This window comes from Streptomyces sp. NPDC031225, assembly GCF_055570355.1.
Map to the genome: position 1 here is coordinate 403389 of NZ_JBVIHJ010000004.1, position 14259 is coordinate 417647.

Here is a 14259-nt window from a genome sequence, read left to right on the forward strand (position 1 = left end):
AGCGACCCGCTGCTCGGCGGCGTAGACAGGCACCCGGCAGGTTCGTCGCGTCGTCCCGGCCGCCACGTCGATGGCCTGGATGTCCGCCCGGCCCCACAGTCATCGCAGCTCAGCCGTGTCGTCGACCCCACTCTCCGGCGGTCTGCTTCATTCGAGTCGTCAACGCGTCGGCGAGACCCTGCCCCGCGGCGTCGGTCCATCTCTTGACCCTCCATAGGAGATACGTCGGAGCTACCGATAGATAGATAACTGATTCTCTAGTGTTGCCACTGCCGCAGAAACTGATACATTGCTGAAACCGATTGGGGATCGCCGGAAGCGACCCCTCCACGGCATCGCACACGCGATCCCATTAGTCAGGAGTTCGAAATGGCGACGACAACACGGCCGGTAGCCCTCGTGACGGGTGCGTCCTCCGGCATCGGAAAGGCGGCCGCGCTCGCGCTGGTCGCAGCGGGCTACGACGTGGTCGGCACCAGCCGCAACACCGCGCATGTCACCCCCGTGAAGGGCGTGACCTTCCTCGACCTCGACGTGACCAGTGACGCGTCCGTGACCGACGCGGTCGGAAAGGTGATCGACCGGTTCGGGCGGATCGACGTCCTGGTCAACAACGCGGGGATCGGCTCGGCGGGCGCCGCCGAAGAGAGTTCCGCCGCGCAGGCCCAGTGCCTCTTCGACATCAACGTCTTCGGCGTCATCCGTATGACGAACGCCGTCCTGCCGCACATGCGCGCTCAGCGCAGCGGACGGATCATCAACATCTCCTCCATCGTCGGCTTCATGCCGCAGCCCTACATGGCGGTCTACGCCGCCTCCAAGCACGCCGTCGAGGGCTACTCGGAGTCCGTCGACCACGAGGTCCGCGAGTACGGCGTACGGTCCCTGCTCGTCGAACCCGCCTGGACGAACACCGCGTTCGACGCGGCCAGCGTGCGGCCCGACCGGCCCCTGGACGTCTACGCCAGGCAGCGGCACGTCTTCGAGGAGTACATGGCCGGCGCGGTCAAGGACGGCGACGACCCGGCCGTCGTCGCCAAGGAGATCGTCGCGGCGGCGACCGACGCCAAGCCCAAGGTGCGCTACACCGCCGGTGCCATGACCGGGCGCGTCCGCACCATGCGCCGCATCGTCCCCACCCGCGTGTTCGACCAGCAGCTGCGCAAGCTCAACCAGCTGCCCGCCTGACCACTCCCGGAAGACGCGCAAGAGACACAGCGACAGGAAAGCGAAGCCCGCCATGAGCACCTATCTGGCAGACGCGGCCGAGGACCTCACCGTGGAAGGTCCGTCCGCGAAGTTCACCTACCGGCGCCTCGGCCCGCGGGGCGGTATCCCGCTGGTCCTGCTGAACCGGGTCCGGGGAACCCTCGACTGGTGGGACCCCCGGTTCCTGGACCACCTCGCCGCGGCCCACGACGTGATCGTGTTCGACAACGTCGGCACCGGCTACACCACCGGTACCCCGCGCGACTCGGTCGAGGGACTGGCCGACGGCACCGTCGAGTTCGTCCAGGCCCTCGGCCTCACGCAGGTCGACCTGCTCGGCTGGACGCTGGGCGGCACCGTCGCCCAGCACATCACCCGCACCCGCCCCGGCCTGGTCCGCAGGCTGGTCGTGGCGGCCGCCAACCCCGGCGGCACGGTGCCCGGCGCTCCCCACCCGGATCCGAAGGTGCGGGCCACGATGACCAAGCCCGAGATCACCGGGGACGACCTGGTGTTCCTGTTCTTCCCCGAGACGGACACCGGGCGCGCCGCCGGGTACGAGCATCTCGCCAGGGTGGCCACACGGCTGGCCACCGGGCTCCCCGACGTGTCCGAGGCGGCGGCCATGGGCCAGATCGCCGCGATCGCGAAGGACGCGTCGATCCCCTTCGAGCAGGTGCGAGCGGACCTGGCGAGCATCAAGCAGCCCGTCCTGTACGCGACCGGCATGCGGGACGCGATGATCCCCGCCCTGGCCTCGTACACCGCCGTCCAGCACGCCATCGACGCCACCCTCGTCGCCTACGGCGACGCCGGCCACGCCTTCCTCTTCCAGCACGCCAAGGACTTCGCCGTCCAGGTGACGGCCTTCCTCGCCGACTGACCAACGCCGTGAAACCGTCCAACCAGGAGATTCGTCGTGGAGTTGACCAGCGTTCCGGCTCGCCGGGAGGTCACCCCTCTGGAGTTGTTCTTCGACCTGGTCTACGTCTTCGCCATCGGTCAGCTGTCGCATCAGCTGCTGGCCCACCCGACGTGGACCGGCGCCGCCCAGACACTCGTGCTCTACCTCGCCGTCTACGCGGCGTGGGCCTACACCACCTGGGCGGTCACCCTCGTCCCGGCCGAGGACCCACGGACCCGGCGGATGCTGCTGGCGGTCATGTTCGTCGGGCTGTTCATGAACGCCGCGATCCCGCGCGCCTTCGGCGACGCCGGGTGGGTCTTCGTCACCACCTTCCTGCTGATTCACATCGGCCGGACGGTATGGCTGCTCACCGTCGGCCTCGATCCTGTCAACCAGGAGCATTTCCGCCGCGTCCTGGTCTGGTTCGTCGCCCCCGCCCCCTTGTGGGTGGCCGGGGCCGCGGTCGACGGCGGCGCGCGGCTGGCATGGTGGGCGGCGGCGATCCTGGTCGAGCTGGTGGGCACGTGGGCGGCGCATCCCCTGCCCGGCCGCAGACTGGACTCCCGTGAGGTCACCTTCGCCGGAGGCCACCTGCTGGAGCGCGGACGCCTGTTCGTGATCATCGCGTTCGGCGAGACGGTCATGACCACCGGCACCGCACTCACCACCGCGCCGTACCAGCCGATGACCCTGCTGACCAGCAGTGTCGCGCTCACCGGCACGGTCGCGCTGTTCTGGCTGTTCTTCAGCCACTCCGAGCGCGTCGTGAGCCACTACCAGAGGACCGAGGACCCGATGCGGGCCGGACGCAGCGGCGTCATCAGCCTCATGGCCTCTGTCGCCGGGTTGATCGCCGTTGCCGTGGCCGATGAACGCGTCATCGCACATCCGACGGAGCACGCCGGCATCACCTCGAACCTGCTGCTGTTCGGCGGGCCGGTCCTCTACATCGGCGCGCAGACCTGGCACGGGGCAACCCTGTTCGACGACCTGCTCTGGTCACGGCTGCTCGCGCTGTCCGCTCTGGTCATCGCCTTCGCCGTCACGATGACCGCCCCGGCGTACCTGTCGGCCGTCATCGCCGCCGCGATCGTCGTCGCCCTGGCCGTGTTCGAAGAACGCCGTCCGGCGGGTGACGCGCGTGCGAGGCCGAGCCCATCAGGTCCCCAGGTCGCTGACGGGAACACCTGACCTACGGCGCCCGCGGCGGGCCTGCCCGTCGGCAGGGAACATCGGCAGGCCGTTCGGTGAGACCAACGCGCCTTTCTCGTTAACCCTGTTCACCCCATTGACCGGGAGGATTTCATGGGCATGCACGCCAGTACCGTCATCGTCACCGGAGCCGACCGGGGAGTTCGCCGGGCGCTCACCGCTGAGCCGCCAAGCCGTGGCGTGCGGGAGTGGGGGGACCGGCCTGGAGGCGGGGCGCCATGACGGAAGCCGGCGTATTGGTCTGTGACGCCCAGGAGTTGATGCGGGCCGGATTGCGCATGGTGGTGGACGGCCAGTCGGATCTCGCGGTCGTCGGCGAAGCCGGGGATGGCGAGACGGCCGTGGCGCAGGCACTCACGCTGCGCCCGGACCTCGTCCTCATGGATGTGCGGTTGCCGCGCCTGGACGGCATCTCGGCCACCGCGCAATTGCGCGCCGCCCTGCCCGACACGCGAGTGCTTGTCCTCACCGCCTGTGACCGGGACGAGTACGCATACGCGGCGCTGCGTGCGGGGGCGAGCGGCTTCCTCGTCAAGGACACACCAACCGCCGAGCTGCTCTTCGCCGTCCGCGGCGTGCTGCGCGGCGACGTGGTGATCGCACCCTCGGTGACGCGGCGGCTGATCGACCGGTACGTCACGGGCGCCGTCGCTCCCCTCGCCGACCAACGCCTCGACGTGCTCTCCGACCGGGAGCGTGAGGTGCTGGGCCTGGTCGCCCGCGGGCTGAACAACGCGGAGATCGCCGGGAAGCTGTTCCTCGGCGAGACCACGGTCAAGACCCACGTGGCCCGCATCCTCGCCAAACTCCGCGTCCGCGACCGGATAGAGGCCGTCGTCGTGGCCTACGAGAGCGGACTGGTTCGTCCTGGCGGATGACCCCGTCGGGCGCTCGGGATGGTTTCCGACGACACAACCGGTACCTAGGTTCTGGACATGTCGATCATGCGGGAGTTCCTTCGCCGCCCCCGGCTCACCGGCGTCGTCGCTCCCAGCTCCCCCGCAGGGCATGACCTCCGGTCCGGATCCGATCGGGAGGTCACCGGACCCATCGGGGCCTCCAGATCCACACGGCGGCCGGCCCGGCTCGACGAAGTCGCCGGGTCGGCAATGACCCCACTCCCGCGCACCCCGCAGAACATCCGTACGCGGAGCGCACGGCAGGTTCAACGCGCCGGGGAAACCTCCGGCCCGACTCAAGGAATTGGCATGTCTTCAATCAATCGACGTACCCGCATCTCCCGGCGGACCGCGATGGCGCTGGCCGGCGTGTCCGTCGTCGCGGCCCTCACCGCCACCGCACCGAGCATGGCCAATGCCGTGAGCGGCAGCCCCAGTGGCACGCGGCACTCGGTCGCCCAGACGCAGAACGCGGAGAGCGCGAGCACCGCCCCCAACCTGCGTGTCAAGGCCGCCAACGGCGTCACCTACCAGTACCGCCGCTTCGGCCACCCCAGCGCCGGCAGTGTCCCCCTGGTCTTCCTGCAGCACTTCCGCGGCACACTCGACAGCTGGGACCCCAAGCTCATCGACACCATCGCCGCCAAGCGCGAGGTCATCCTCGTGGACAACGTCGGTGTCGGCGGATCCACCGGCACCACCGCCAGCACAGTCCAGCAGATGGCCCTGGACGCCATCGACTTCATCGACGCCCTCAAGCTCCCCCGCTACGACGTGCTCGGCTTCTCCCTGGGCGGCGAGGTCGCCCAGGAGGTCGCCCTGCGCCGCCCCTGGCAGGTCCGCCGCGTCGTCCTGGCCGCCACCGGCCCCCAGGGCGGAGTGGACCAGCGCGCATCCGACCCCAACATCCTGCAGCGGACCCTGAAGGACAATCCCGGCCCCGAGGACTACCTCTTCCTGTTCTTCAAGAACACCGCCTCCAGCCAGGCCGCGGGAGGCGAGTTCCTGCAGCGCCTCGGGCAGCGCACCACCGACCACGACGCCCCCTCCAGCCTCGCCACCCGCGACCGCCAGCTCACCGCGTGGTCCGAGTGGGGCATCCCCGACAAGTCCAAGTTCGTCCGCCTGAACGCCCTCTTCCAGCCCGTCCTGGTCGCCGACGGCGAGAGCGACATCCTCATGCCCGCCAAGAACTCCCGCCTGCTGGCCAAGTACCTCCCCGACGCCCAGCTGCACATCTACCCGGACGCCGGCCACGGCTTCCTCTACCAGTACGCCGTCCAGTTCGGCACCGAGGTCAACACCTTCCTCGACCGCTGACAGCACCTCCGCGACCAGACAACCGCCGGCATCGAGAGCAGGGTGACCGCCTGGCCCGGCGGCCGTACCCACGACGCCATCGTCCCCGGACTACCGCGGATCGCCATGCCGTACGGGAGGCTGCGCTGGATCCTCGGCGCAGCCGCCCGGTTACGCGCACCGCGCACTCTCGCCGGTGCACAGCAAGTCAGCGGAGCCGGCCCGCGGAAGGCGGCGCACGACGGCAGTCGAGGAGCCCGTTTTCTACACCGGCGGCATGACCCACAGCAACGCTCGTGACGACTCAGCTTCCTCTTCCCGAACGCCAACGACTGCCCCCATCCAAGAGGCCAGCGCCGTCACCGGCCCGACGAACGTCCACCGCGACCAGACGCCGCACGCATCCCCCTCAGCACTGGAGCACAGCATGACCCAGCACAGCCAGTTCAAGATCGAGACCGTGGCGCCGAAGATCCGCAGGGTCACCTTCACGAATCCGCCGGTGAACGTCGTCGGCGCGGACACCGTCGTCCAACTGATAGACGTCGTCGATGAGTTGAGCAAAGACGAGAAGGTTCAGGTCGTCGTCTTCGACAGCGGCACACCCGGATACTTCTTCAACCACGCCGATCTCGGCCAGGTGCCCGAGCTCCTGGCACTGAACGCCGCGGACGGAACCCCGACGTGGGTCGAACTCGTCACCCGCCTGACCAGCGCCCCCTTCATCAGCATCGCCTCCATCCGCGGGCGTACGCGGGGCGGCGGCGACGAGATCACCCTGGCCTTCGACCTTCGCTACGCCAGCCTCGAAGAGGCAGTCTTCTGCCAGCCCGAGGTCGCGATCGGCATCGTCCCGGGCGGCGGCGGCAGCGACCGTCTGGCCCGGCTGCTGGGACGGGACCGCGCCCTCGAAGCGGTCCTCACCAGCGAGGACTACGACGCCGAGCGCGCCGAGAAGTACGGATGGGTGACCCGGGCCGTCCCCGACGCCGAACTCGACGACCTCGTCAACGGTGTCGCGGCGCGCATCGCGTCCTTCGACAAGGCATCCGTCCTGGGCGCGAAGGCGCAGATCAACCGGTCGACCCTTCCGCCAGTGGCCGACCTGCGCGCGTCCTGGGCGGAGTTCGCGGAGTCCGTCAACTGGCCGGGATTCCAGGCACGCGTGCCGCAGCTCGGGCAGGCCATCGCCGAGATCGGTCTCGACGAGATCGAGCGGAATCTCGGCCACTACGCAGCCCTCATCAACCAGCAGGGATAAGCGCCGAGGAAGCGGGCGGGCGCGTTGCCGCCGACTGACCCGCAGCTCATGCCCGGCTGGGCCAGGTGGAGCCGTACGGCAAGCGGCGTCGTTCGCCGCCGCGGATCTGCGACGGCGTGTCCCGCGACCGACTCCCTCCACACCCTCGGGGAACGAGGAAGGACCTCCATGACCAGGGACCATGTCCCCTCGGCCGGCGTCTCCGTGTCGGCAGCCGGCCTCCTGTCGGGCAGTGGCAGAGGCAGTCCTCAGGCCGACGTACTCGAAATGTCAGGGGTGTCGATTTCCTGGGAGCTGTCCCCGCGTGCGCGGGGACAGCTCCGGGTCCGTGGGGTGTGGGTCCCGGATCCAGACGTCGGCCCCTCGCAGGCGGGGATAGCTCCGGCAACCCAGTTGAGACTGGAACGGGTTCATGCCAGCCCCGTGCAGGCAGGGCTTGCCCGTCCCACGCGCCGCAGAACAAACACCGCCCACGGAACGCGGTGAGGTTCCACAGCCCTCCCCGCACCCTGACTGACCTTCGTACCGTTTCCTGTATGGGCCGTTTTTCGCCGCCCCACGGTTGGCGGCTACGCCAACCGTGGGGCGCCCAGCACCTTGCTCACCGTCCGTCACTCGGCCACCCAGCTACAGGCAGTCCGTAGTCCGAGCAGCCGAACGGGGTACGTCGGCAACTCTCGGCTTACATGCCCCGAGGAAGCCGTGAGGCACTGGGGGGCGACTCCCTGGCGCGATCTGGAGCCGTTTCAGTACGGGCCGTTTCTCCCTCACGCCGCCCGGCCACGTCGGCAACGGCACGATCCAGGCGAGCCCAGTCGCCACCACACCGCGCCTACCCTGCTACACCCCTGAGCAGAGCGGATGGATCAGCGCCGGAGCGCCCCCTTCCGGTTTCCTCGCGTCCAGCCAGCGTCCAGAATCCAGCGCCCAACCAGCCGCAGGAGCCATATACCGCAAGGTTCAACCGCTACGAACTGGAACATCCGCGCAGGTCAGGGGGCATTCGCACTATCGACACCGAGAACGAGGCCGAACTCGCGAGCAGCGGATTCAGTCCGTTCAGGCAAAGTTGACGATCCGACACCCAAAAATGAACGTTTCCGCAGGTCAGAAGCCTGCACAGGTGGGGCGGGTGGGACTCGAACCCACGGCCGACGGATTATGAGTCCGCTGCTCTAACCGGCTGAGCTACCGCCCCATCGCGGCGTGTCGCGTACATGTGTGCGCGCCGTCTGCCGCAGCATAGCCGCTCATACGATCTCCTGCTCCGCAGGGGCGACTTCGCATGCCCTTCAGGACTACGCCGTGACCTGCACGGTTCCCCCGCACATGAAAAAGGACCCCTACGGGGTCCTCGATCATCTGGGCTCTCCCGACTGGACTCGAACCAGTAACCTGCCGGTTAACAGCCGGCTGCTCTGCCAATTGAGCTACGGAAGATCGAAGCTCCCCCGACTGGACTCGAACCAGTAACCTGCCGGTTAACAGCCGGCTGCTCTGCCAATTGAGCTACGGAGGAATGCCTCGTTGCATCGAACGAAGCTCCTTGGGTATTCGCCAGGGGGCGGACGCTCGCTGCGACACATACATTAGCGCAAGCAGGGGGGTGCTCCGCCAATCGGTTCCCCGACACCGACGTCGCACCGGAGACCTACGCAAGAGAAGGGTGGCCATCATGCGCTACAAGCTCACGTTCGCGGTCGGGCTGACTCTGGGTTACGTGCTGGGCACCCGTGCCGGGCGCGAGCGCTACGAGCAGTTGAAGAAGTCCGCTCGTCGGGTCGCCCAGAACCCCGCCGTCCGCAACACCGCGGAGTCGGCTGCACAGCAGGGCCGCCAGTACGCTGGCAAGGCCTACCACGCGGTCAGTGACAAGGTCGGCGACCGCGTGCCGGAGTCGCTCACCCAGCGGGTGCGCTCGCTCAGGGATCGCAACACGAACGGCGCACCAGAGGACGACTGGGGCACCAGTACCACCTGAAGTCGACGGTGACGTAACGCACCCGAAGGCACGTCGGCCCGTGCGACCAGCCCCGAAGGGCCCGCACGGGCCGATCCACGCGCGCCGCCGCGACGCTACGCCCATAGAATTTGCGCCATGGGGATAGTCGCCGGGTTGGACAGCTCACCCGATTTCACTCGCATCGTCGTCTGCGACGCGGACACAGGTGCCGTGCTCAAGCAGGGGTACGCCCCGCACCCGATGGAAGGCGGCGGCCGCGCCTCCGACGTGGACCCGCAGGCCTGGCTGCTGTCCCTCGGTGAAGCCGCCGGCGGCGGGCTCCTCGAAGGTGTGCAGGCCATCGGCGTGTCGTCCCAGCAGAACGCCGTCGTCCCCCTGGACTCGCAGGGCAACACCGTCCGCCCCGCGATGGTCGGCGGCGACAAGCGCGCACAGGTCTCCGCGGCCGACCTCGTCGACGCACTCGGCGGGCGTGAGGCGTGGGCCCAGGCGGTGGGGTGCGTGCCGCAGGCCGCGCAGCCCGTCACCAAGCTGCGCTGGCTGAACAAGACCGAACCCGACGCGGCGCTGCGTACCGCCGTCCTGATGCAGGCGCACGACTGGCTGGTGTGGCAGCTGCTCGGACGGCCGGTCCGGCGGACCACCGACCGCGGTGGCGCCTCCGGCACCGGGTACTGGTCCGCCGCCACCGGCGCCTACCGTGCCGACCTGGTCGAGCTGGCTCTCGGCCACCAGGCGATGCTCCCCGAGGTGATCGGTCCCTCGGACGCGGCCGGTACGACCCCGGAGGGGCTGCTGATCTCCGCCGGGACCGGGGAGACCATGGCCGCCGCCTTCGGTCTCGGCATCGGGCTCGGGGACGCCGTCGTGTCCCTGGGCGCGTCCGGGTCCGTGATGGCCGTGCACCCCGAGGCGCTCGTCGACAACTCGGGGATGATCACCTCCCTGGCCGACGCGACCGGCATGCACCTGCCCGTCGTCACCACCCTGAACGCCGTACGGACCCTGCGCGGGGCCTCCGAGATGCTCGGCCTGAGTGATCTGGAGAGTCTGTCCGATCTGGCGATGAAGTCGACGCCGGGCTCCCACGGACTCGTACTGCTGCCCTATCTGGAGGGTGAGCGGACGCCGAACCTGCCGCACACGGCGGGGACGCTGAGCGGGCTGCGGCGGGAGTCGATGAAGCCGGAGCACCTGGCGCGGGCCGCGTTCGAGGGCATGCTGTGCGGGCTCGCGGACGCGCTGGACGTGCTGCGCGGCCGGGGTGTCGAGGTGCGGCGGGTCTTCCTGCTGGGGGCCGCCGCCGAGCTGTCCGCCGTACAGGCCGCCGCGCCCGCGCTGTTCGGCGCGCAGGTCGTCGTGCCGCAGCCGGCGGACTACGCGGCGATCGGTGCCGCCCGGCAGGCCGCCTGGGCGCTCGGGGTGTCGCAGGGCACGCTCGATCCGCGGAACCCGCCGATGTGGCAGGGTCCGGCCGCGCAGGTCCTGGAGCCGGGCGAGGAGCTGGCGGTGGGGCAGGCGGTGCGGCAGCAGTACGTGGCGGTGCGCGAGCAGACGTATCCCGGTGCCTTCCGCTAGAGAAGGATCCGGAAGGTAAGGCACCGGTACGAGTCGCGCCCGGCGGCGACCCGTAAGGTCGTACGAAGCACTGCTCTCGGCTTAATCGGTTGAGGTAACACGGGTGGAGTGACCGACGATAGGGGCCAGGGGCAACCAACCGCCCCGTCGCCGACTCCGAGAGACGTAGCGTGCTCATACGACTTCTGCGGACCTATCTCAGGCCCTACAAGAAACCCATCGCCCTTCTGGTGCTGCTGCAGTTCCTCCAGACCTGCGCCACCCTCTACCTGCCCACGCTCAACGCGGACATCATCGACAACGGCGTCGTGAACGGCGACACCGGCTACATCCTCGGCTACGGCGCCGTCATGATCGGCATCTCGCTGGTGCAGGTCGTGTGCAACATCGGGGCCGTGTTCTACGGCGCCCGGACCGCCGCCGCGCTCGGCCGGGACCTGCGGGCCTCGGTCTTCGACCGGGTGCAGTCGTTCTCGGCGCGCGAGGTGGGCCAGTTCGGCGCCCCCACACTGATCACCCGTACGACCAACGACGTGCAGCAGGTCCAGATGCTGGCCCTGATGACGTTCACACTGCTGGTGTCGGCGCCCATCATGTGCGTGGGCGGCATCGTGCTGGCGCTCGGCCTCGACGTACCGCTGTCCGGAGTCCTGGTGGCCGTGGTGCCGACGCTGGGCATCTGCGTGACGCTGATCGTACGGCGGCTGCGGCCGCTGTTCCGGTCCATGCAGGTGCGTCTCGACACCGTGAACCGGGTGCTGCGCGAGCAGATCACCGGCAACCGGGTCATCCGGGCGTTCGTGCGGGACGAGTACGAGCAGGACCGGTTCCGCAAGGCGAACACCGACCTGACGGACATCTCGCTGAAGACCGGCAACCTGCTCGCGCTGATGTTCCCCGTGGTCATGACGACGGTGAACCTGTCGTCGATCGCCGTGGTGTGGTTCGGCGCCCACCGCATCGACAGCGGCCAGATGCAGATCGGTGATCTGACCGCGTTCCTCGCCTATCTGATGCAGATCGTCATGTCCGTGATGATGGCCACCTTCATGTTCATGATGGTGCCGCGCGCGGAGGTGTGCGCCGAGCGGATCCAGGAGGTGCTGGAGACGTCGTCGAGCGTGGTTCCGCCGGTGGCGCCCGTCACCGAGCTGCGGCGGCACGGGCATCTGGAGATCCGCGGGGCGGGCTTCCGCTATCCGGGCGCCGAGGAGCCGGTGCTCAGGGCGATCGACCTGGTGGCCCGGCCCGGCGAGGTGACCGCGGTGATCGGCTCGACCGGCAGCGGCAAGTCCACGCTGCTCGGCCTGGTGCCCCGGCTGTTCGACGCGACGGAGGGCGAGGTGCTCGTCGACGGCACCGAGGTGTCGACGATCGAGCCGAGACTGCTGGCCAGGACCGTCGGGCTGGTGCCGCAGAAGCCGTACCTCTTCGCGGGCACGGTCGCCACCAACCTGCGCTACGGCAATCCGGACGCCACCGACGAGGAACTGTGGCAGGCGCTGGAGGTGGCGCAGGCCAAGGGCTTCGTCGAGCGGCTGGAGAACGGGCTGGACTCCCCCATCGCGCAGGGCGGCACGAATGTCTCCGGTGGTCAGCGGCAGCGGCTCGCCATCGCGCGCACACTGGTGCAGCGGCCGGAGATCTACCTCTTCGACGACTCCTTCTCCGCCCTCGACTACGCGACCGACGCGGCCCTCCGGGCGGCACTCGCCGAGGAGACCTCGGAGGCGACCGTCGTGATCGTCGCCCAGCGGGTGGCCACCATCCGCGACGCCGACCGGATCGTCGTCCTGGACGAGGGCCGGGTCGTCGGCACCGGCACCCACCGCGAGCTGATGGCGGACAACGAGACCTACCGGGAGATCGTGCTCTCCCAGCTGACGGAAGCGGAGGCCGCCTGATGGCCGGGCCCATGGGGCGCATGATGGCCGGTGGCGGCCCTGAGAACCGCTCGCTGGACTTCAAGGTGTCCGGCAGGCGACTGCTCACCCACTTCAAGCCGGAACGGCTCACCCTCTACGCGATGCTGGCCTGCGTCACGGTGAGCGTGGGCCTCAACGTGGTCGGGCCGAAGATCCTCGGCAAGGCCACCGACCTGGTCTTCGCCGGGATCATCGGACGACAGATGCCCTCCGGCGCCAGCAAGGAGGAAGTCCTCGCGGGGATGCGGGACCGCGGCGAGGGTCAGGTCGCCGACATGCTCCGCAGCACCGACTTCACGCCGGGCAAGGGCATCGACTTCACCGCTGTGGGGCAGGTCCTGCTGGTCGCGGTCGGGGTGTTCCTGATCGCCGGTCTGCTGATGGCGGTGGCGACACGGCTGGTCAACAGGACCGTCAACCGCACGATGTTCCGGATGCGCGAGGACGTCCAGACCAAGCTGTCCCGGCTGCCGCTGTCGTACTTCGACAAGCGTCAGCGCGGCGAGGTCCTGTCCCGGGCGACGAACGACATCGACAACATCGGGCAGACCCTCCAGCAGTCGATGGGCCAGCTCATCAACTCGCTGCTCACCATCATCGGCGTCCTCGCGATGATGTTCTGGGTGTCCTGGCTGCTCGCCCTGGTCGCGCTGGTCACGGTGCCGCTGTCGTTCGTCGTCGCCACGCGGGTCGGCAAGCGCTCGCAGCCGCACTTCGTGCAGCAGTGGCGCACCACCGGCAAGCTCAACGCCCACATCGAGGAGATGTACACCGGGCACACCCTGGTGAAGGTGTTCGGGCGTCAGGACGAGTCGGCCGCGCAGTTCGCCGAGCAGAACGACGCGCTGTACGAGGCCGGGTTCAGGGCGCAGTTCAACAGCGGGGTCATGCAGCCGCTGATGATGTTCGTCTCGAACATCAACTACGTGCTGGTGGCGGTCGTGGGCGGCCTGCGGGTCGCGACCGGCTCGCTGTCGATCGGTGACGTGCAGGCCTTCATCCAGTACTCCCGGCAGTTCTCCATGCCGCTCACGCAGGTCGCGTCGATGGCGAACCTCGTACAGTCGGGTGTCGCCTCGGCCGAGCGGATCTTCGAACTCCTGGACGCGGAGGAGCAGGAGGCCGATCCGGTACCGGGCGTGAAGCCCGAGGAGCTGCGCGGGCGGGTGGCCCTGGAGCACGTCTCCTTCCGCTACGACCCCGAGAAGCCGCTCATCGACGACCTCTCGCTGAAGGTCGAACCCGGGCACACCGTCGCGATCGTCGGCCCCACGGGAGCCGGCAAGACCACCCTGGTCAACCTCCTCATGCGGTTCTACGACGTCTCGGGCGGCCGGATCACCCTGGACGGCGTGGACATCGCCCGGATGTCCCGGGACGAGCTGCGGACCGGGATCGGGATGGTGCTGCAGGACACCTGGCTGTTCGGGGGCACGATCGCGGAGAACATCGCGTACGGCGCCTCCCGCGAGGTCACCCGGGGCGAGATCGAGGAGGCGGCGCGGGCAGCCCACGCGGACCGGTTCGTGCGGACGCTTCCCGACGGCTACGACACCGTGATCGACGACGAGGGCAGCGGGGTGAGCGCGGGTGAGAAGCAGCTCATCACGATCGCCCGGGCGTTCCTGTCGGACCCGGTGATCCTGGTGCTGGACGAGGCGACGTCGTCGGTCGACACGCGTACCGAGGTGCTGATCCAGAAGGCGATGGCGAAACTGGCCCACGGGCGGACGTCGTTCGTGATCGCGCACCGGCTCTCGACGATCCGGGACGCGGACACGATCCTCGTCATGGAGAACGGCTCGATCGTCGAACAGGGCACGCACACCGACCTGTTGGAGGCCGGCGGGGCGTACGCGCGCCTGTACAAGGCCCAGTTCGCGCAGGCGGTGGCGGAGGTGGACTGAGGGGGCCGGGTGGGTCGTCGGGTGTCTGCGGGCCGGTGGGGGCTGGTCGCGCAGTTCCCCGCGCCCCTGAGGGGCGCGCTGCACGAAGCCGCGTCATCA

At 69.1% G+C, this 14259-nt stretch carries 10 protein-coding genes and 3 tRNA genes; 10 read left to right on the plus strand and 3 right to left on the minus strand.

The window, feature by feature from the left end; all coding sequences use genetic code 11:
- Positions 1-369: 369 nt before the first annotated feature.
- From ACZ48Z_RS09355 to ACZ48Z_RS09380, 6 genes are all read left to right on the plus strand, one after another.
- Positions 370-1188, plus strand: a complete 819-nt coding sequence (locus ACZ48Z_RS09355; RefSeq protein ID WP_468735185.1) for an oxidoreductase — start codon at positions 370-372, stop codon at positions 1186-1188.
- A 52-nt stretch (positions 1189-1240) separates the two neighbouring features.
- Positions 1241-2092, plus strand: a complete 852-nt coding sequence (locus tag ACZ48Z_RS09360; RefSeq protein WP_468735186.1) for an alpha/beta fold hydrolase — start codon at positions 1241-1243, stop codon at positions 2090-2092.
- A gap of 36 nt (positions 2093-2128) precedes the next feature.
- Positions 2129-3307 carry a low temperature requirement protein A gene (locus ACZ48Z_RS09365; RefSeq protein WP_468735187.1) on the plus strand — a complete coding sequence of 393 codons (1179 nt, stop codon included), beginning with the start codon at positions 2129-2131 and terminating at the stop codon, positions 3305-3307.
- 239 nt (positions 3308-3546) lie between these two features.
- The gene (locus tag ACZ48Z_RS09370) at positions 3547-4206 is read left to right on the plus strand and encodes a response regulator (protein ID WP_468735188.1); all 660 of its coding nucleotides are present in this window, start codon (positions 3547-3549) and stop codon (positions 4204-4206) included.
- A 330-nt stretch (positions 4207-4536) separates the two neighbouring features.
- The gene (locus ACZ48Z_RS09375; protein WP_468735189.1) at positions 4537-5547 is read left to right on the plus strand and encodes an alpha/beta fold hydrolase; all 1011 of its coding nucleotides are present in this window, start codon (positions 4537-4539) and stop codon (positions 5545-5547) included.
- A gap of 406 nt (positions 5548-5953) precedes the next feature.
- Positions 5954-6787, plus strand: coding sequence for an enoyl-CoA hydratase/isomerase family protein (locus ACZ48Z_RS09380; RefSeq protein ID WP_468735190.1), 834 nt, complete (start codon positions 5954-5956; stop codon positions 6785-6787).
- A gap of 1124 nt (positions 6788-7911) precedes the next feature.
- Here ACZ48Z_RS09380 and ACZ48Z_RS09385 read toward each other — a convergent pair.
- From ACZ48Z_RS09385 to ACZ48Z_RS09395, 3 genes are all read right to left on the minus strand, one after another.
- Positions 7912-7985: transfer RNA gene (locus ACZ48Z_RS09385), tRNA-Ile, on the minus strand.
- A 169-nt stretch (positions 7986-8154) separates the two neighbouring features.
- Positions 8155-8227 (minus strand) — tRNA-Asn (locus ACZ48Z_RS09390).
- Positions 8228-8233: 6 nt separating this feature from the next.
- A tRNA-Asn gene (locus ACZ48Z_RS09395) sits at positions 8234-8306 on the minus strand.
- 156 nt (positions 8307-8462) lie between these two features.
- On the opposite strand from ACZ48Z_RS09395, the gene ACZ48Z_RS09400 reads away from it, so the two are divergent.
- The 4 genes from ACZ48Z_RS09400 (at position 8463) to ACZ48Z_RS09415 (ending at position 14160) form a co-directional block, all read left to right on the plus strand.
- Complete coding sequence (locus ACZ48Z_RS09400) at positions 8463-8768, plus strand: YtxH domain-containing protein (RefSeq protein ID WP_468735191.1); 306 nt, start codon at positions 8463-8465, stop codon at positions 8766-8768.
- 117 nt (positions 8769-8885) lie between these two features.
- The gene (locus tag ACZ48Z_RS09405; RefSeq protein WP_468735192.1) at positions 8886-10328 is read left to right on the plus strand and encodes an FGGY family carbohydrate kinase; all 1443 of its coding nucleotides are present in this window, start codon (positions 8886-8888) and stop codon (positions 10326-10328) included.
- Between the two features lie 170 nt (positions 10329-10498).
- The gene (locus ACZ48Z_RS09410; protein WP_468735193.1) at positions 10499-12232 is read left to right on the plus strand and encodes an ABC transporter ATP-binding protein; all 1734 of its coding nucleotides are present in this window, start codon (positions 10499-10501) and stop codon (positions 12230-12232) included.
- Positions 12232-14160: an ABC transporter ATP-binding protein gene (locus tag ACZ48Z_RS09415; RefSeq protein WP_468735194.1), complete on the plus strand. Its 1929-nt coding sequence runs from the start codon at positions 12232-12234 to the stop codon at positions 14158-14160. The genes ACZ48Z_RS09410 and ACZ48Z_RS09415 overlap by 1 nt, the downstream gene beginning before the upstream one ends.
- The last annotated feature ends 99 nt before the right edge of the window (positions 14161-14259 follow it).